The 17,429-nt window shown below is 46.1% G+C and carries 18 protein-coding genes; 5 read left to right on the plus strand and 13 right to left on the minus strand.

What is annotated here, in order from left to right:
- The first annotated feature begins 4 nt into the window (after positions 1 to 4).
- The 4 genes from gloA2 (at position 5) to OH456_RS05600 (ending at position 3,982) form a co-directional block, all read left to right on the plus strand.
- Positions 5 to 391, plus strand: coding sequence for an SMU1112c/YaeR family gloxylase I-like metalloprotein (gene gloA2 / locus OH456_RS05585; RefSeq protein WP_006074341.1), 387 nt, complete (start codon positions 5 to 7; stop codon positions 389 to 391).
- 363 nt (positions 392 to 754) lie between these two features.
- Positions 755 to 1,846, plus strand: coding sequence for a pyruvate dehydrogenase (acetyl-transferring) E1 component subunit alpha (pdhA, locus tag OH456_RS05590; protein WP_124942047.1), 1,092 nt, complete (start codon positions 755 to 757; stop codon positions 1,844 to 1,846).
- Positions 1,839 to 2,837, plus strand: coding sequence for an alpha-ketoacid dehydrogenase subunit beta (locus tag OH456_RS05595; protein ID WP_006074343.1), 999 nt, complete (start codon positions 1,839 to 1,841; stop codon positions 2,835 to 2,837). Before pdhA ends, OH456_RS05595 begins: the two co-directional genes overlap by 8 nt.
- Positions 2,834 to 3,982: a dihydrolipoamide acetyltransferase family protein gene (locus OH456_RS05600; RefSeq protein WP_031493776.1), complete on the plus strand. Its 1,149-nt coding sequence runs from the start codon at positions 2,834 to 2,836 to the stop codon at positions 3,980 to 3,982. The genes OH456_RS05595 and OH456_RS05600 overlap by 4 nt, the downstream gene beginning before the upstream one ends.
- A gap of 17 nt (positions 3,983 to 3,999) precedes the next feature.
- Here OH456_RS05600 and OH456_RS05605 read toward each other — a convergent pair whose 3' ends face one another.
- The 7 genes from OH456_RS05605 to OH456_RS05635 all read right to left on the minus strand — a co-directional run bounded on the left by OH456_RS05605 (position 4,000) and on the right by OH456_RS05635 (position 9,252).
- A complete protein-coding gene (locus OH456_RS05605) occupies positions 4,000 to 4,368 on the minus strand; it encodes an MmcQ/YjbR family DNA-binding protein (RefSeq protein WP_270032984.1) in 369 nt (122 codons plus the stop codon).
- A gap of 84 nt (positions 4,369 to 4,452) precedes the next feature.
- Positions 4,453 to 5,496, minus strand: coding sequence for an NAD(P)H-dependent flavin oxidoreductase (locus tag OH456_RS05610; RefSeq protein ID WP_124942046.1), 1,044 nt, complete (start codon positions 5,494 to 5,496; stop codon positions 4,453 to 4,455).
- 53 nt (positions 5,497 to 5,549) lie between these two features.
- Complete coding sequence (locus OH456_RS05615) at positions 5,550 to 5,978, minus strand: NUDIX hydrolase (RefSeq protein ID WP_270032985.1); 429 nt, start codon at positions 5,976 to 5,978, stop codon at positions 5,550 to 5,552.
- Complete coding sequence (locus tag OH456_RS05620) at positions 5,962 to 6,399, minus strand: ACT domain-containing protein (protein ID WP_270032986.1); 438 nt, start codon at positions 6,397 to 6,399, stop codon at positions 5,962 to 5,964. The genes OH456_RS05615 and OH456_RS05620 overlap by 17 nt, the downstream gene beginning before the upstream one ends.
- A gap of 149 nt (positions 6,400 to 6,548) precedes the next feature.
- Positions 6,549 to 7,292, minus strand: a complete 744-nt coding sequence (locus OH456_RS05625) for a class I SAM-dependent DNA methyltransferase (RefSeq protein ID WP_270032987.1) — start codon at positions 7,290 to 7,292, stop codon at positions 6,549 to 6,551.
- Positions 7,293 to 7,530: 238 nt separating this feature from the next.
- Positions 7,531 to 8,475 (minus strand): electron transfer flavoprotein subunit alpha/FixB family protein, encoded by a 945-nt coding sequence (locus OH456_RS05630; RefSeq protein WP_270032988.1) that lies wholly within the window; start codon positions 8,473 to 8,475, stop codon positions 7,531 to 7,533.
- A gap of 27 nt (positions 8,476 to 8,502) precedes the next feature.
- A complete protein-coding gene (locus OH456_RS05635; RefSeq protein WP_270032989.1) occupies positions 8,503 to 9,252 on the minus strand; it encodes an electron transfer flavoprotein subunit beta/FixA family protein in 750 nt (249 codons plus the stop codon).
- 135 nt (positions 9,253 to 9,387) lie between these two features.
- Between OH456_RS05635 and OH456_RS05640 the strand changes: the two genes are divergently transcribed.
- Positions 9,388 to 11,055: an electron transfer flavoprotein-ubiquinone oxidoreductase gene (locus tag OH456_RS05640; RefSeq protein ID WP_270032990.1), complete on the plus strand. Its 1,668-nt coding sequence runs from the start codon at positions 9,388 to 9,390 to the stop codon at positions 11,053 to 11,055.
- A 22-nt stretch (positions 11,056 to 11,077) separates the two neighbouring features.
- Here OH456_RS05640 and OH456_RS05645 read toward each other — a convergent pair whose 3' ends face one another.
- From OH456_RS05645 to OH456_RS05670, 6 genes are read right to left on the minus strand one after another with little or no spacing between them, the layout of a single operon-like run.
- Complete coding sequence (locus tag OH456_RS05645; protein ID WP_031493739.1) at positions 11,078 to 11,836, minus strand: SDR family oxidoreductase; 759 nt, start codon at positions 11,834 to 11,836, stop codon at positions 11,078 to 11,080.
- A complete protein-coding gene (gene mmsB / locus OH456_RS05650; protein ID WP_240205318.1) occupies positions 11,837 to 12,760 on the minus strand; it encodes a 3-hydroxyisobutyrate dehydrogenase in 924 nt (307 codons plus the stop codon). It abuts the gene before it with no gap.
- Between the two features lie 11 nt (positions 12,761 to 12,771).
- Positions 12,772 to 13,902: an enoyl-CoA hydratase/isomerase family protein gene (locus OH456_RS05655; RefSeq protein ID WP_270032991.1), complete on the minus strand. Its 1,131-nt coding sequence runs from the start codon at positions 13,900 to 13,902 to the stop codon at positions 12,772 to 12,774.
- Between the two features lie 9 nt (positions 13,903 to 13,911).
- On the minus strand, positions 13,912 to 14,694 hold the full coding sequence (locus tag OH456_RS05660) for an enoyl-CoA hydratase (RefSeq protein ID WP_006074358.1): 783 nt from the start codon (positions 14,692 to 14,694) through the stop codon (positions 13,912 to 13,914).
- A 24-nt stretch (positions 14,695 to 14,718) separates the two neighbouring features.
- The gene (locus OH456_RS05665; protein WP_270032992.1) at positions 14,719 to 15,873 is read right to left on the minus strand and encodes an acyl-CoA dehydrogenase family protein; all 1,155 of its coding nucleotides are present in this window, start codon (positions 15,871 to 15,873) and stop codon (positions 14,719 to 14,721) included.
- Between the two features lie 59 nt (positions 15,874 to 15,932).
- Positions 15,933 to 17,426 (minus strand): CoA-acylating methylmalonate-semialdehyde dehydrogenase, encoded by a 1,494-nt coding sequence (locus OH456_RS05670; RefSeq protein ID WP_198558879.1) that lies wholly within the window; start codon positions 17,424 to 17,426, stop codon positions 15,933 to 15,935.
- Between the last annotated feature and the right edge of the window lie 3 nt (positions 17,427 to 17,429).

Here is a 17,429-nt window from a genome sequence, read left to right on the forward strand (position 1 = left end):
CAAAATGCTTAATGGGATCCATCACACCGCCATCATTTGTTCCGACTACGCAAAGTCGAAACACTTTTATGTCAACATACTAAAGCTGGAAATCATCGACGAGAACTATCGCGAACATCGAGACTCCTACAAACTAGATCTCGCCTTACCTGATGGCACGCAACTTGAGCTGTTCACTTTCCCTGGAGCTCCTGAACGTCCTAGCTTTCCAGAAGCTATGGGTTTAAGACATTTAGCATTTAATGTCACCAAACTAGAGCAAATTGTCGATTATCTAAAAGCAAATGATATTGACGTAGAACCAATACGAATTGACGAATACACTGGTAAGCGTTTTACGTTTTTCCAAGATCCTGACGGTCTACCACTCGAACTATGTGAAGAGATTTAGAGCTCAAGACCCACATATGGCAGAAAACCTGTTGTAGTTGCCCAACCTCTACATGAAATTACAACAGGTAATACCAGTGACATATATCACACCAAACAATCGCGCTCGTTCAAAACCAGTCGATATCCCCAGATTTGATTTTCAATTCCATATATTAATTCACATAAGTACCCCTGTAAGGTTAATTTTACTAGTATCAGGGCATCTAAATGCGGCACTTTTTAACAATTTGATTACACTTATAGTATCAATGATTCTTTTGTCTTCAGACGATTACCATCATGTCTGAAAACAAAAATCAAGGTTGTACCCTGGGATTTTCTAGCACTAGCTCTTATCAGAGCGTGCGAAAAGGAGTTCGAGATGAACGTACAAGCATTACCCATGCATCGTTTTATCGACTACCAAGGTAATCTCGTTAAGCCGTTGCCCCACTGGGCAGATGAGAACACCTTACTTCAGTTCTATCGCGACATGGTAGTTGCGAGAACATACGATGCAAAAGCCGTTGCTCTTCAGCGAACCGGCAAACTTGGTACCTACCCTTCCCATCTTGGCGCAGAAGCCATCGGTATCGCCATCGGTCACGCTCTCACAAGATCAGACGTCTTTGTTCCTTATTACCGTGATATGCCCGCTCTCTGGGTTCGTGGTATCGCTATAGAGAAAAACCTCCAATACTGGGGAGGCGATGAGCGAGGCAGTGATTTCGAATTTGATGATGGCTCACCATGCACCGATCTTCCCTTCTGCGTTCCTATCGCCACACAATGCACTCATGCCGTAGGAGTGGCGTCCGCGTTAAAAATTAAGGGGAACCACGATGTCGCTTTGGTAACTTGTGGAGATGGAGCCACATCTAAAGGCGACTTCTTGGAATCACTCAACTGTGCTGGTGCATGGAACATTCCTTTGATTTTTGTCGTCAACAATAACCAATGGGCGATTTCCGTCCCTCGCTCGCTACAATGTGGCGCAGAATTTTTAGCAGACAAAGCGGTTGGAGCAGGATTACCCGGCCTGACAGTAGACGGCAACGATGTTATTGCGATGTATGACACCATTTTACAAGCGGTCGATCGAGCTAGAAAGGGCAAAGGAGCCACTTTGATTGAAGCTATCAGCTATCGATTAAGTGACCATACTACCGCTGATGATGCTAGTCGTTACCGTAGTGATTCAGAGCTACAACAAGCGTGGGACTATGAACCAATAAAACGTCTGAAATCCTATCTAATCGCGCGCAGCCTTTGGTCTGATGAACAGGAACAGTTACTGGTTCAAGAAGCCAAAACCATCGTTGAAGAGGCTGTTACTCGCTATTTAGCCACCCCACCTCAACCACCAGAGTCGGCATTCGATTATCTCTACGAAGCCCCGCCAAGCGAGCTAGCACCGCAAAGAGATACGCTGATTAATAAGACGTTGCGAATGCAGGGAGGCAAACATGATTAATCAACAAACTCCCGAAATCACGCTCATTGAAGCGGTTAACTTGGCACTTCATTATGAAATGGAGCACGACAACAACGTCGTGCTACTAGGCGAAGACGTTGGAGACAACGGCGGTGTGTTTCGCGCTACTGTCGGTTTAAAAGAGAAATTTGGATTAAGAAGAGTGATTGATACTCCTCTTGCCGAAGCCCTAATAGGAGGTGTTGCAGTTGGCATGGCAACACAAGGGTTAAGACCTATTGCGGAATTTCAATTTCAGGGCTTTGTCTTTCCTGCGATGGAACACCTCATCTGTCATGCTGCAAGAATGAGAAACCGCACTAGAGGTCGGTTAACCTGCCCTGCGGTATTTCGGGCACCGTTTGGTGGCGGCATACACGCCCCTGAGCATCATTCTGAAAGCATCGAAACCCTGTTTGCTCATATTCCTGGATTAAAGGTCGTTATTCCCTCCTCTCCTCAACGAGCATACGGACTTCTGCTAGCTGCAATTCGTAGTAACGACCCTGTAATGTTTTTCGAGCCAAAGCGAATCTATCGAACAGTCAAATCCCCCGTAGTAAACGATGGACAAGCTCTGCCTCTTGATACCTGCTACACACTAAGAAAAGGACGGGATCTCACGGTCGTCACTTGGGGAGCTTGTGTAGTTGAAACCCTGCAAGCCGCCCAATCGCTTTCGGAACAAGGAATTGAAGCAGAAGTCATCGATCTCGCGAGTATAAAGCCTCTCGATATGGACACCATTATTAAATCACTGGAAAAAACAGGACGTTTACTTGTCGTCCATGAAGCAAGCCAAAGCTGTGGTGTCGGAGCGGAGATCATTACTCGAGTTTCCGAACATTCTATGTGTCTTCTCAAAGCCCCACCTAGGCGTGTTACTGGGCTCGACACCGTTATGCCATATTACAAAAACGAAGACTATTTCTTAATTCAAGAACAAGACATCACACTTGCCGCACGCGAACTTGTGGAGGGCTGGAAATGAAGTCATTTTTATTACCAGATTTAGGGGAAGGACTCGCTGAGTCTGAAATTGTTCAATGGCACGTTAACGTTGGTGAACATGTAGACGTTGATCAGGTGATCTTAACCGTCGAAACCGCGAAAGCCGTTGTAGAAGTGCCAGCACCTTACAGTGGCAAAATCGTCAGCCGTCATGGGGAGGAAGGTGACGTCATCAACATCGGCAGTTTGCTGATTGAGATTGAAGAAGTGGTCACGGAAGCGTCTGCCACCCACTCTAAAGCCACATCAAGCGATGCAGCAACTGTTGTTGGCAATGTGTCAAATCACACACACCACGTTGAAGTTGATGACTTTTGGGTTGGGCCTGCTCATCATTCAAACTCAGAACAAACAGTCACGGCGATGCCGTCTGCTCGGCTTCTCGCTAAGAAGCTCGGTGTTGACCTATTAAAGGTGAAAGGAAGCGGACATGACGGTGTTATCACTGACACAGATATTTACAACGAACTCGACCGACAGACACCCGGAACGGAGGTGCTTAAAGGTGCAAGACGCACCATGGTCGGCACTATGGCGGAGTCACATCACAACGTTGCTTCTGTGACGATCACTGAAGAAGCGTTGTTGTCCAATTGGTCACAAAAAGAGGATATCTCCGGCCGTTTAATTAAAGCTGTTGTGTTTGCTTGCCAAAAAGAACCGGCTTTAAACGCATGGTTTGATGCCGATACAATGACACGTTGTGTTCATAGCAAAGTGAATATCGGAATCGCGGTAGATAGTAGCCATGGATTGTATGTCCCAGTACTCAGAAACGCCGACAGCTTTGACCAACAAGGAATTCGCCATTGGTTAAATGACACTGTAGAGGGAATTCGAGCCAGGCGAATAGGCAGAGAACAACTACAACACGCGACGATAACACTGTCGAACTTTGGTGCCATTGCCGGAATTTTCGCGACTCCTGTCGTCTCACCGCCTCAAGTCGCTATCGTAGGAGCTGGTCGAATTATCGAGAAACTAGTTTTACAAGACGGCCAGCCAATAGTCATCAAAGCGCTACCTTTGTCGATCACATTCGATCATAGAGCCTGTACTGGTGGCGAAGCGGCGCGATTCGTCAAAGTACTGGTTGAACACTTGCAGCAGCCAACTATTGACTAAACGTTAAACGGGGTGAGTTAGTCGTCAATCACGATACCTAGCTCACCACGTTTTTTCTTACTTAGACCTAACGCCACCAACCGATATGATTCTTTAAGGTAATATTGTAATTCTTCGTCAAGTCGACCAGATGTCTCCACCTGCTGTATCCACTTCATTCCACGACTCACAAAGTATGGCGCAGGCCGATAGCCTTCACTGTCACTAAGAAACTCAAAATTCAAATCCGACGTTTTGAAAGTAAACGCTGCCCCGCTCTCTTTGTTCCAGCCCCCAATAGCGAAGACTTTGCCACCGACCTTCCAGACATGAGCATCACCCCATTGAATAACATGACTGGTCGCTGGGAAAGCGCCGCAAAATTCGTTGAATTGGTCGTAATCCATTGTGGTTTCTCTATAGTAATTCGGGTTTATTAATAGCCATGGTTTATGAATAAATAAGGTTTATCGCAATATTACGTTAATTACTCAGACTCTAGCGAGATCTCTGAGTATCTTTTCTGCCGATACTTCTTTACAACCGTCAGTGCTTTCTCCACACCAAAGCGGTGAGAAGTCTGCGCTACCTTGCTGCTCTGCCTGTCCTCTGAGCTGCGTGATATCGATAGACGCATAGGGAAATTGCGGTGCTTCCTGTGTTACAAAACCAAGCTCCCTCATTGCACGATTGACTATTCCTCGTGCCGGTCGCCCCGAGTATACATTGGTAATTGCAGTATGCTGAGACTGAGTGCTTTTGATAGCATCACGATGTAACGCCGATGTCGTGGCCTCATCGCACAATAGAAATGCGGTCCCCACCTGAACTACCTCAGCACCTATGTTAAACGCGTGTTCAACCTTGTCAGCAGTGCTGATGCCTCCAGCCGCCACGACGGGTACAGTAACATTATCAACAATTTCCTTGATAAGATCTTCGACCGGTAATTGAGTATCAAGATCATCCGTTAGGAACATTCCCCTATGACCGCCCGCTTCCACTCCTTGAGCAATAATCGCATCCGCCCCGTTTGTCTCTAACCAAACCGCCTCTTCGACGGTAGTCGCCGAAGACAAAATACATGTCCCCCAGCTTTTTACTCGTTCTAAAAGAGCCTTGTTCGGCAACCCAAAATGGAAACTGATGTAAGGAGGTTTAAATGCTTCAATAGCATCAGCGATATCCTCGCTAAATGGCATGCGCGTTGCCATGCTAGGTTGAATGGCAATATCGAGTTTCAACTCTTCAAAATAGGGTGCAAGTCGATTACGCCACTGAGCTTGGCGTTCTTGATCAAAGTTAGGCATTAAGTGGCAGAAAAAATTAAGATTGTATGGTTTATCGGTCGCTGATGTAATGGACTCTAACTCTTCTACAATACGCTCTTTAGAAAGCATGCCACAAGGTATGGAGCCTAAACCACCAGCTTCGCTTACTGCTATCGCAAGCTTACTGTCTTGTACTCCGGCCATAGGCGCTTGAATGATTGGCAGCTCAGTATGCAGCCATGATGAAAACGTCCTTTGTTTCATATTCATTTCCTTGTTAATTTGTTCATCTATCCAGTCGTTTTCTCTCGCTATCCTCAGCGTAACATTTCTAAGATACCGTCTGGATAAAGCGGTATCTTTCCTGCTAATAACGCGCTTTCTTCAACCCATTTAACGACAAATTCCACTCCATTAGTTTCAACCCCGTCGATATGCGTCTTTTGATAGAAACCTTGATCAACAAATCGTCCCTGATAGACAAACACAATTTCATGTCCAGAGCGTCCATCGAAGGTAAAGAGGTTCTCACTAACGCCAAGAAGTTCAAGGGAGGTTACATCTGCGCCGATTTCTTCTTTTACTTCTCGTTCAGCGGCCTCTCGCGACGTTTCACCAAACTCAATGCCACCACCAACGGGGATCAGGTAGTGCTGGTCTTTTGCAGGGTCGTAACCTTCTGCAAGTAACACCTTTCCGTTATGTCGAAAAAGGCAAACGGCTTTAGCTCTAATGGCAGCGGTCATTAGATGCTCCATCATTGCTGGATTTGTCGTCACTAAACTCTTGTAAAGCTAGTAAAGCTTTTTGAGCTTCTAGTGATGGCACGAAAATATGATCGTGATAGTAGGCAGCAATGACGTTGGCACTAATGCCTTTGTCCGCCAATTTTGAGGCGACGGCTGCGGTTAGACCTACAGCTTCAAGGCTAGAATGAACATTAAGCGTAATTTGTTGAAATACTGACTCAAAACTCAATTTCGCTTTGACAGCTTCGGCTTTAGGTAGGACAAGTGTGAGGCCTTCCGCTTCAATGAAGGTAGCAATCAACTCGAGTTTTGTATATTCCTTAAGCGCCCCTTTCACATGACAGAATACGACTTCGTCTTCGAGAAGACATGGACTCATAGAGCTCAATAACTGCTCTAGATCGGTAATACCAGCCATCAAACATTCCTTAGTGACTTAAAACAGAGTGCATTATCCTGCAAGCGAACTGCACTCGCTTCAAGTTAAGGGTGTTCAATATGATAGCTAGGTTGCATATTTAACGAGCTTTGATTTATTTACTCTCGATGCAACCTAGCACGACGCTGTTACTTCTTAACGCAAACCGCTAGAACATTGCCCGATTGCTGATCCCAAGGCGTGATTTTTTCATAATCATGTTCAAACAGGTGTACGTCGAATAGCGGTTCTAATAGTGCTTTTAGTTCTTGGATAGTGAAAGCCACCATCGGGTGTTCATCAAACCAACTTTGCGTTTCGTCATCTGTGGTTTTTTCAATGTTAAGCTTAAGCGCCTGACGCTCACCTTGGCCTTCATAATACCAACCTGAACGAAACGTAAATTTACTGCCTTCGCTCTCTGCCGAATGCTGAACAAAAGAATGGTTATTGATTTTTAGCCTATCAACCGCATTGAAGCAAAATACACCACCGACTGACAGAGCATTAAATACACTATTGATGCACTGTTTAAGCCCTTCTATCCCGTCACAATAGTGAATCGAATAGAGAAAACAGGTAATCAAATCAAGTGGCTGTGTAACCGTAAATTCGCTCATATTTTGCACCGAAAACTGAGCTTCCGGACATCTAACCGACGCGAAATCCAACATAGGTTGATTGATATCCAAACCACTACTTTGATAGCCATAATCAATAAAGTGACGAACATGAGGGCCAGTGCCACATGCTAAATCAAGATGAGTATTTCCTTGGTTTCCAAACAATTGATGCAATCGTTTTACGTTATGACTCTGCGCTTGGTAATCAATATCGACACACATTAGGTCGTAGTAACCAGAAAGGTCAGTATAGAGAGAATTGGCGGACATGTTTGCCTAGTCGTTGCCGACGAAAAACTGCGGGTGGCGCATCCTATACGAAATCAACGATATTCATAACAAAAAGTTAGCACCTAAAAACAACTTCTCTACCAATTCATTTTTAAGAGCAAAATAGTCTTTACTATTCAACATATTGGAAATACATTATCGACTAACAACCAACCTCATACGCGCTGTAGGAATTGTCCTAACAGCAAAGTAGCGACTTTGTTTTTAACCCAAGCTCTTAAGGTACTTTGTCGATAAGCTCCGGCATAATGTCAAACAAATCCCCTACTAATCCATAGTCCGCAACTTGGAAAATGGGTGCTTCAGGATCACTGTTTATCGCGACGATCACTTTAGAGTCTTTCATCCCTGCCATATGTTGGATTGCACCTGAAATACCGATAGCAATGTACAAATCTGGCGCGACTATTTTACCCGTCTGGCCTACTTGCAGGTCGTTAGAAACAAATCCCGCATCAACCGCGGCTCGCGACGCACCAATAGCACCACCGAGTTTATCAGCGAGTTGTTCCACCAAAGCGAAGTTGTCTTTACTGCCTACACCACGCCCACCAGAAATAACCACACTAGCAGCCGCCAATTCAGGGCGCTCACTTTCATTTTGTTGCTGAGAGACAAATGCAGAAAGACCATTCCCAACATCATGACCGCCGACCGTTATCACTGTCGCTTGATTCGCGGGGTCACGCCCCACTGCTTCAAACGCCGAACCGCGTATCGTCATGAGTATTTTTTCCTCTGTCGACTTCACTTTCGCTAGCGCGTTACCGGCATAGATTGGACGGATAACCGTATCTGCCGTCACAATTTCCACGACATCAGATAGCTGGCCTACGTCGAGCAACGCAGCAATACGTGGTAGCATATTTTTCCCAAATGTCGTCGCTGGAGCCAAAATATGTGTAAAGTCTTTGGCAAGCTGCACCGCTATTGGCGCTCCGTTCTCAGCAAGTAAATGACTAAATTGTTCATTGTCTGCGACGATCACCTGCTTGACGATACCGCATTGGCCAATACACTCTATTACCTCCTGACATTGATACCCCATGACAAGCACCGAAATGTCTTCACCTATTTGCGCTGCTGCGGATAGCGTTTTAAAGGTATCAAGCGCTACGCTGTGGTTATCGTGCTCTGCAATAACAAGAATTTGCGTATTCATAATCCTTTCTCCTTGATACTCACCGGCTTAAAGTACTTTTGCTTCATTCGTTAACTTATCGATCAACTCATCTACAGTTGCGACTTTCACGCCTGCTGGACGCGCTTTGGGAGCTAAGACTTCCAAAACCTGATGTTTCGGACTCAAGTTCACGCCCAATGAGTCAACATCGATAACATCCAGTTGCTTGCGCTTGGCCTTCATGATGTTAGGTAAGGACGCATAACGAGGTTCGTTCAACCTCAAATCAGTGCTGATGATGGCTGGCAATGTCAGTTTCAAGATCTCCAATCCCCCGTCTATCTCTCTAGTGACTTCAACATGCTCACCCGACAGTATGACTTGCGAGGCAAACGTTCCTTGAGGTCTACTCGTCAGAGCCGCTAGCATTTGCGCAACTTGATTGTTGTCCGTATCGATCGATTGTTTGCCTAGTAGAACCAGTGTAGGCTGTTCTTTTTCAACCATCGCTTTCAAGACTTTTGCTACTGCTAGAGGCTCAGGTGATGCTGCCGCGTCTATGTGGATCGCTCTGTCAGCTCCTAAAGCAAGGGCATTGCGCAACGTTTCTTGCACTGTCTTATCACCAATACTCACCACAATCACTTCGTCTACAGAACCTGATTCTTTGAGTCTAATGGCTTCTTCCACAGCAATCTCACAGAAAGGATTCATCGACATTTTGACGTTAGCGGTTTCAACGCCACTACCATCTTTAAGGACACGAACTTTCACATAGGGATCAACGACACGCTTTACAGCAACTAACACCTTCATACCGACTCCTTGAATAGAACGAACAAGCCTAATGGTTATTATTTGAGCTTAGTAAAGTTTACGTTTACGTCAACTGCACTATAGTTATACGTAGAGTTCCGAAATGGGCCCATTTGGTAAAATTAGGTGGTGAACATGGAAAGAGAATGCATGGAATTTGACGTGGTTATTGTTGGAGCTGGCCCAGCGGGTCTTGCTTGTGCCATTCATCTTAAACAGCTAGCCTCACAAAACGACGCTGAATTATCAGTGTGTATCATTGAGAAAGGTGCCGAAGTTGGGGCTCATATTCTCTCTGGTGCTGTGTTTGAAACCAGAGCGCTTGATGAGCTTATTCCTGACTGGCAATCGCTAAACGCACCTGTGAACAATCCTGTGCAGCAAGATGACTTCATCTATCTAACTACCCAGTACAATCATCTAAACATACCGCCATTTCTGACGCCAGCCACCCTACACAACAACGAAGAGAATCACATCATCAGTCTTGGCTTGTTGTGTCAATGGCTTGCAGAGCAGGCAGAACGCCTTGGCGTTGAAATCTTTCCTGGCTTTGCAGCGCAGAACGTTCTTTATTCAGATACAGGCGCAGTAGTTGGTGTTTGTACTTCAGATATGGGATTAGATAAGCAAGGAAAACAAAAAAGCACGTTTGAAGCAGGAATAGAATTAAAAGGTAAGTACACCATTTTCGCTGAAGGTGCGCGTGGCCATTTAGGCAAGGAACTTATTCATAGATTTAAGCTCGATCAGGGCAAGCAGCCACAGCATTACGCTCTTGGATTCAAAGAAGTTTGGCAACTACCCGATGAGCAGCCCCACTACGCCAAAGGCAAAGTCATTCATGGCGTCGGTTGGCCCTTGCACGACTCTAAAACCACAGGAGGCACCTTTGTCTACCACTTGGACAATCATCAAATCGCTGTAGGTCTTATTGTCGACCTTAATTACACCAACCCTCACCTAAGTCCCTTTGACGAATTTCAACGCTTCAAACACCACCCAGCCATTGCGAAATACCTTCATGATGGAGAACGTATCTCGTTTGGTGCAAGAGCCATCGCTAAAGGTGGTCTTCGTTCGCTCCCCAAACAGCAATTTCCTGGAGGGCTGCTCATTGGTTGTGACGCTGGCACACTGAACATGGGCAAAATAAAAGGCACTCATACCGCAATGAAGTCCGGCATGTTATCTGCCGAGGCGGTTTATCAGCAACTCGCGAAGGGATGCGCGCATAATGAAGCGGATTATCAAACCTTGTTTGAAGCGTCTTGGCTCCATCAAGAACTCAGCGACACACAAAACTTTTGCGCTAACTTGCATCGTTTTGGCGAACCTCTAGGGGGCATGCTCAATGTGCTCGAGCAAAATGTGTGGACCCGTTTATTCAAACGCCCGATTCCTTGGACAGTCACTGATACCAATGACGATCATTCACAGTTAGCACATAAAGCCAACGTTCCTAACATTAGCTACCCAAAACCCGATGGCGTCTTGAGTTTTGACAAACCCTCATCCGTCTATTTGTCGGGTACCCAGCATGAAGAGAATCAACCGTGTCATCTGCAACTTCTCGATGTCAATGTGGTCACCGATAGCCATATTCCACAGTTTGACGAGCCTAGTCAGCGCTATTGTCCTGCTGGTGTGTATGAGATTATTGAGGTGGGAGGTCGCAAACAGCTGCAAATCAACGCCAGTAACTGTCTGCACTGCAAGACTTGCGATATTAAAGACCCATCAGCCAATATAAAATGGACCCCACCAGAAGGCGGTGGCGGTCCAAATTATCAAGCTATGTAATCGTCAATGAGAACAAAGGCGGTTAAATCACTAAGCCGCCATCCACTTCGATGACACGACCGTTCACGTATTCATTTTCCAGTATAAAACGCACCGTATGAGCGATCTCTGACGGATCGGCCATTCGTCTTACGGGAACCATATGCTCAAGTCTTTCACGAGCTTCTGGCTTCATTTGCGCGGTCATTGACGTCTCAACGACGCCCGGAGCAATGGCAGCAGCGCGAATGCCATAGCGCGCAAGTTCTTTCCCCCAAACAGAAGCCATGGTCGCCACCGCCGCTTTAGAAGCGGCATAGTTGGTTTGCCCCATGTTTCCCGCCCTCGACACGCTTGAGATGTTGATAATCACACCTCTTGAGTCCGTTTCGATCATTTTTACTGCGGCTTCACGGCCACATAAAAACGTACCGGTGAGATTGACGTTAATGACCGAGTTGAACTGGTCTAAAGACATCTTAGATATCTCACCATCTCTCGCTTTAACTAGCATGCCATCACGAAGAATACCGGCATTATTGATTAAACCATTTAGCGCACCAAAATCAGTGACAATGTCACTAAATACAGATTCCACCTGTTCTTCATTGGTCACGTCAACTTGGTAGATCTGTGCTTTAACCCCTAAATCCTCACACAACTGTTTGGTCTGTGCCAACGCTTCAAGGTTTACATCCATTAATGCGAGATGCGCTCCTTGTTGTGCGAGACTTGTCGCCATTGTTTGACCTAATCCTTGGCCAGCACCAGTAATGGCGATAACGCTCTGTTTCAGTTCCATCTACTTCTCCCTTTCACTACGAAAATACTCAAACAGACTGGAGAAATCTAACTCTGCATTGCCATTATTGTTATGAAATGCATAGAGATTACGCGCTAATGCGCCCATAGGAACAGCCGATTGGCTATTAGCCGCTGCCTGCATCCCTAACCCCAAGTCTTTTGACATCAACTTACTCATAAAGCCCGGAGCGTACTGATTGCTCGCTGGAGCGGATTCCATTACTCCCGGACAAGGGTTATATAGTTCTAAAACCCAGTTTCTTCCAGAGCTTTGTTGCATAATATTTGAGAGTACCTCAGGGTTGAGACCGTTATCGATACCAAGGCTTAAGGCTTCGCAGGTGCCGGACATTACAATACCCAATAACAAGTTATTACAAATTTTAGCCATTTGGCCATCGCCAGCTTGTCCGGCATGAAATATGTTCTTACCCATATGAGCCAAGATTTGTTTGGAGGTTTCAAACGCTTGATCAGTTCCACCAACAATAAATGTAAGCGTTCCAGCCTTGGCACCAGCTACGCCACCAGAGACAGGCGCATCAACAAAACTCAATCCATTTTTGGTTGCCTCTTTAGCAACTAACTTTGCGGAATCCGGCTCGATTGTCGAAGAATCTATAAGGAATGTACCCGGTTTTACCAGTTTGAGTAGCCCTTCTCCTCCATGGTGGTCACCTAAATACACCGCTCGCACATGCTCTCCCGCAGGAAGCATGGTTATTACAGCATCAACATTTTCAACCGCAGCTTCTAGGCTGATAAATGCCTTCGCACCGACAGACTCAAGCTGCTTAGCAAGCTCAGGGACAAGGTCAAAGACATTGACGGAAAAACCCGCTTTTAACAGGTTTTCCACCATAGGGCTGCCCATGTTACCAAGCCCAACAAACGCAATGGTATTACATTCTGACTGATTCATAGCGCTTCTCCTTAAACCCGACCAAGCTGAAATAGCGGATGTTCTTGCTCTCGCCACAATGAGGTAAACAACTCGTCAATTACGGCTTTATTAACTGAGTTGATGTTTGGATACTTCCAATGCGGTGCGCCGTCTTTGTCAACTAGACGTGAACGCACCCCCTCTTCAAACTCCCCCAATGTGGCACTCCTAACACCAAGAATCAGTTCGAGTCGAAAGCAATCTGCAAGTGTTAAATGACTATAATCGTTGATTTGTCGAAAGCAGATGTGAGCTGTGATAGGGCTGCCTTGTGACAGGTTATGCTTTGCCGCCACCAACCACTTATCGTTACCCGGTAACGCCATAATGTTGGCAAACACACTGCCAATGTCAGTGGCGTTACACGCTGCACAGATTTCATCCAAACGTGGTTTCAACTGTGATGCTGGTAAACTAGTGTCATCTTTTTCGGCCAATTTCTCCAAGCACTCAGAGAGAAATTCGTAACTGTCGTCAACGCAGCTCCAATCGGTTTCCTGCAATTGATTAATCAGTTTCTCTTTTGCATCTGGGGCAACTAGGTGATCTGCCATATGAATGTCCATCGCATCCGTGGCATTAAACATGACGCCGGTCAGTCCTAAAAATAGGCCCAAGCGGTCTTCAAGTTGATTAAGAAAGTAGGTAGCGCCAACATCGGGGAACAGACCGATGCTGATTTCTGGCATGGCTAAGCGTGATGTAGGCGTGACAACCTTATGGCTAGTTCCCATAAAAAGCCCCATTCCTCCGCCCATTACAATGCCGTCCCCCCAACCAATGATAGGCTTACAGTAGCTATGAATGAGGTAGTCGCATTCATATTCCACGCTAAAAAACTGCTCGCAATACGCTTTGGCCACATCCGCGGGTTGTGTCTTCATCATAGTGTGCATGGCTCTGACATCGCCACCAGCGCAAAATGCCTTTTCTCCCGCACCATCCAACACGACACACACAACTCGCTCATCCTGATGCCATTGTTCAAGTTGTTGTTTTAGTAACACAATCATATTGTGAGTAAGTGCATTCAATGAGGCGCCATTGTCTAGAGTGGCAACTGCGATAACATAACCACCTTCACCACAAGGAATTTCTTGAAAGTTAACCGTATCTGACATTTTGCTCTCCTAGCTGTTCTTCCATTCGGGTGGCCTTTTTTCTAGAAAAGCATTCACCCCTTCTCGCTGATCTTCAGTATCAAACAATCGGATGAACAGTTCTCGTTCTTTGACTAAACCATGAGAAATAAAATCGTGGCGATTTGACTGAATCAATGCCTTACATGCCGTTACCGAGCTCGGTGATTGATGAGCAACTTGCTCTGCCAATGCTACCGCAACAGACAACGCCTTACCCCTTTCGACAACCTCTTCAACCAATCGTATATCCAGTGCTTTTTGTGCCGACACTTGCTCTCCACACAAAATGATTCGTTTTGCCCAACCTTCACCTACCAGAGCCGTAAGATTTTGCGTTCCCCCCGCACAAGGTAGTAAACCCACTTTTGCTTCCGGAAGTGCTAAGACGGCCTGTTGCTCTGCAATTCGAATATCACAAGCGAGCGCTACTTCTAAACCGCCTCCCATCGCGTAGCCGTTAATAGCGGCAATTGATACGCCGCGAAAACCGGACAACGCCTCAAACGCTTCTCCGAACACTCTTGACATGGTGCAAGCACTTTCTTTATCCCCTTGAGCAAAAACCTTCAAATCAGCACCGGCGGAAAAGAATTTGTCTCCGTTGCCTGTGATAACCAGCGCATAGACATCTTTGTTATCGTTTAGCTCGAATATCAGCTGTTTAAGACGAACTAAGCTTTCACACGTCCACGTATTGGCGGGTGGATTGTGCATGGTTAACACAGCCACGTGATTATCAATGGTATAAGGAATCGAACTGACCTCTGACATTTTGTCTTCTCCGTGTTGAATGCGTTACTCAATAGCGAATGCGTCGCTTAGGACTCGTCTTGCGATGATCATACGCATGATCTCGTTGGTCCCTTCTAAGATTTGATGCACTCTGACGTCTCTGAAATGACGCTCAAGCGAATATTCTTTGATGTATCCGTAACCGCCAAAGAGTTGCAACACACCATCGCACACGTTAAATCCAACGTCGGTAGCAAATCGTTTCGCCATCGCGCAATAAGTTGTCGCATCTGGATGTTGGTTATCGAGTTTAAATGCCGCCAAACGTACCATCTGTCTCGCCGCAACCAACTCCGTTGCTAAGTCTGCTAACTTAAACTGTAAGGCTTGAAACTGACTCAAACTGCTTCCAAACTGCTTTCGTTCATGGAGATACTGAGCAGCTTGGTTTAACGCATGTTGTGCCGTTCCTACGGAACAAGTCGCGATATTAATTCGCCCGCCATCCAAACCTTTCATGGCAAAGGTAAAGCCTTGTCCCTCTTCACCTAAGCGATATTTCGCGGGGACAACAACGTTATCGAATGTTATGGCTCGCGTTGGTTGACTATTCCAGCCCATCTTAGGCTCTTTGCGCCCATAACTGATCCCATCACAATCTGCTGGTACAACAAATGCCGAAATACCTTTAGCAGCAGCGCCACCCGTTCTTGCCATTACCACTAGTACATCGGTCTCCCCACCTCCTGAGATAAAGGCTTTTGAACCGTTAATGATATAGCTATCGTCCTGTCTCTCAGCAGTTGTCAGCAGAGAAGCCGCATCTGATCCCGCAGTCGCCTCCGTTAGACAGTAAGACCCCAGCCAGTCTCCACTAATTAAACTAGGACAAAACGCCTGCTTAGCCTCTTCCGTACCAAAACTGGCTACCATCCATGTCACCATATTGTGGATGGTCATAAAAGCCGTGGTGGAGGTACAACCCATGCTTAGCTTTTCAAACACAATAGACGAGTCAAGGCGGCTTAATCCTAAGCCACCTTCTTGCTCTGGTGTATACAATGCCAAAAAGCCCAATTCACCTGCTTGCTTTAACACGTCTTTAGGGAAGATACATTCTTCGTCCCATTGTGCTGCATTAGGCATTAAGTGCTCATTGGCAAACTGAAAAGCCGTCTCCGAAAACGCTCGTTGGTCTTCATTCAGTTCAAAATCCATAGCATTACCTCACCATCCACTGTCATGACTTAATCACTCTGCGATTTTCCGCAGTGAAACTACTTAAGTTGAATCGTCAAATTAGGCCCATCAGGAATATCATCGTCAAACCAACGCGAGGTGACTGTTTTGGTTTCCGTGTAGAACCTTACGGCTTGCTTACCGTAAGCATGCAGATCACCATAAAAACTCCCACGCCAACCGGTGAAAGAGAAAAATGGTAGTGGCACGGGAATAGGAACATTGATCCCTACCTGACCGACAAGCACTTCGTGTTGATATTTCCTTGCGGCAGCACCACTAGCAGTGAAAATTGACGTACCGTTACCGTAGGGATTTCGATTTACTAGCTCAAGCGCCTGTTCGAGCGTATCCACTTCAACGCACACTAAAACCGGACCAAAAATTTCTTGTTGGTAGATAGACATGTCAGTCGTAACACCGCTAAATAAGGTGGGGCCAACCCAATTGCCATTGGGATAGCCATCTACTCTACAGTGACTACCATCGAGTTCGCATATTGCTCCAGATTGCTTACCTTCCTCAATAAATGACAAAACTCGCTGCTTAGCCTGTTGGCTGATTAATGGACCGTAAGCAGCTTCAGGATCCTCTTTGGGTCCAGGTTTAATCTTCGCCATTTCAACTTTCAGTTCGGCTATCCATTGCTTAGAGGAACCAACAAATACCGCGACTGAAATCGCCATACATCGCTGCCCCGCCGCGCCGACGGATGCTCCTACAAGGTTATTTATTACCTGAGCTTTATTTGCATCCGGCATAACCACCATATGATTTTTAGCCCCTGCAAATGCTTGAACCCGTTTGTGGTATTGAGTGCCTACTTGATAGATGTATTGAGCGGTCGGTACCGAGCCTACAAATGATATGGCTTTGATATCCGGATGTTTCAGCAAATAATCCACTTGAGGCTTAGTACCGTGAATCACTTGAAGAACTCCGCTAGGTGCACCCGCCTGCTGAAATAACTCGGCGAGCATTATGGATGTTAGCGGCACCTGTTCAGAGGGTTTGAGGATAAAGCTGTTTCCGGCCGCAATCGCAATAGGAAACATCCAAAGCGGAATCATGGCTGGAAAGTTAAAAGGCGTAATGCCACAGCAAACGCCAAGAGGCTGAACAATAGAATAGCCATCTATGTCTGTCGCTACATTCTCGACGGTCTCTCCCATCATATTGCTGGCAATATTGGCGGCTTGCTCGACGACCTCAATGCCACGCCAAACATCTCCCTTGGCATCCGCCAATGTTTTGCCTGTCTCTTTTGAAAGCAATTCAGCGATATCATCATGATGTTCCTTGAGTAAATGCTGATAACGAAGCATCACTCGCGCGCGTTCAGAAACAGGTACGTCTTTCCAATCCTTTTGCGCTTGTAAGGCACTTTCAATAGCACGCTGCATCTCAATGTCTAGCGTGACTGGTACCGAGCCAATGATTTCATTGGTCGCTGGGTTGGTGACGTCTAGCCATTCAGATGCTAATGATTGACGGCATTCACCGTCGATAAACAAAGGCACTTTCTCACTCATGAT

Origin of the sequence: Vibrio sp. La 4.2.2 (assembly GCF_027586995.1) — a bacterium.
Taxonomy (GTDB): Bacteria; Pseudomonadota; Gammaproteobacteria; order Enterobacterales; family Vibrionaceae; genus Vibrio; species Vibrio mediterranei.

Excerpts from the sequence above, each read along its gene's own strand:
- gloA2 (WP_006074341.1), top strand. The coding sequence starts at position 5 with ATGCTTAATGGGATCCATCACACCGCCATCATTTGTTCCGACTACGCA.
- pdhA (WP_124942047.1), top strand. The coding sequence starts at position 755 with ATGAACGTACAAGCATTACCCATGCATCGTTTTATCGACTACCAAGGT.
- OH456_RS05595 (WP_006074343.1), top strand. The coding sequence starts at position 1,839 with ATGATTAATCAACAAACTCCCGAAATCACGCTCATTGAAGCGGTTAAC.
- OH456_RS05600 (WP_031493776.1), top strand. The coding sequence starts at position 2,834 with ATGAAGTCATTTTTATTACCAGATTTAGGGGAAGGACTCGCTGAGTCT.
- OH456_RS05605 (WP_270032984.1), bottom strand. The coding sequence starts at position 4,368 with ATGGATTACGACCAATTCAACGAATTTTGCGGCGCTTTCCCAGCGACC.
- OH456_RS05610 (WP_124942046.1), bottom strand. The coding sequence starts at position 5,496 with ATGAAACAAAGGACGTTTTCATCATGGCTGCATACTGAGCTGCCAATC.
- OH456_RS05615 (WP_270032985.1), bottom strand. The coding sequence starts at position 5,978 with ATGACCGCTGCCATTAGAGCTAAAGCCGTTTGCCTTTTTCGACATAAC.
- OH456_RS05620 (WP_270032986.1), bottom strand. The coding sequence starts at position 6,399 with ATGGCTGGTATTACCGATCTAGAGCAGTTATTGAGCTCTATGAGTCCA.
- OH456_RS05625 (WP_270032987.1), bottom strand. The coding sequence starts at position 7,292 with ATGTCCGCCAATTCTCTCTATACTGACCTTTCTGGTTACTACGACCTA.
- OH456_RS05630 (WP_270032988.1), bottom strand. The coding sequence starts at position 8,475 with ATGAATACGCAAATTCTTGTTATTGCAGAGCACGATAACCACAGCGTA.
- OH456_RS05635 (WP_270032989.1), bottom strand. The coding sequence starts at position 9,252 with ATGAAGGTGTTAGTTGCTGTAAAGCGTGTCGTTGATCCCTATGTGAAA.
- OH456_RS05640 (WP_270032990.1), top strand. The coding sequence starts at position 9,388 with ATGGAAAGAGAATGCATGGAATTTGACGTGGTTATTGTTGGAGCTGGC.
- OH456_RS05645 (WP_031493739.1), bottom strand. The coding sequence starts at position 11,836 with ATGGAACTGAAACAGAGCGTTATCGCCATTACTGGTGCTGGCCAAGGA.
- mmsB (WP_240205318.1), bottom strand. The coding sequence starts at position 12,760 with ATGAATCAGTCAGAATGTAATACCATTGCGTTTGTTGGGCTTGGTAAC.
- OH456_RS05655 (WP_270032991.1), bottom strand. The coding sequence starts at position 13,902 with ATGTCAGATACGGTTAACTTTCAAGAAATTCCTTGTGGTGAAGGTGGT.
- OH456_RS05660 (WP_006074358.1), bottom strand. The coding sequence starts at position 14,694 with ATGTCAGAGGTCAGTTCGATTCCTTATACCATTGATAATCACGTGGCT.
- OH456_RS05665 (WP_270032992.1), bottom strand. The coding sequence starts at position 15,873 with ATGGATTTTGAACTGAATGAAGACCAACGAGCGTTTTCGGAGACGGCT.
- OH456_RS05670 (WP_198558879.1), bottom strand. The coding sequence starts at position 17,426 with ATGAGTGAGAAAGTGCCTTTGTTTATCGACGGTGAATGCCGTCAATCA.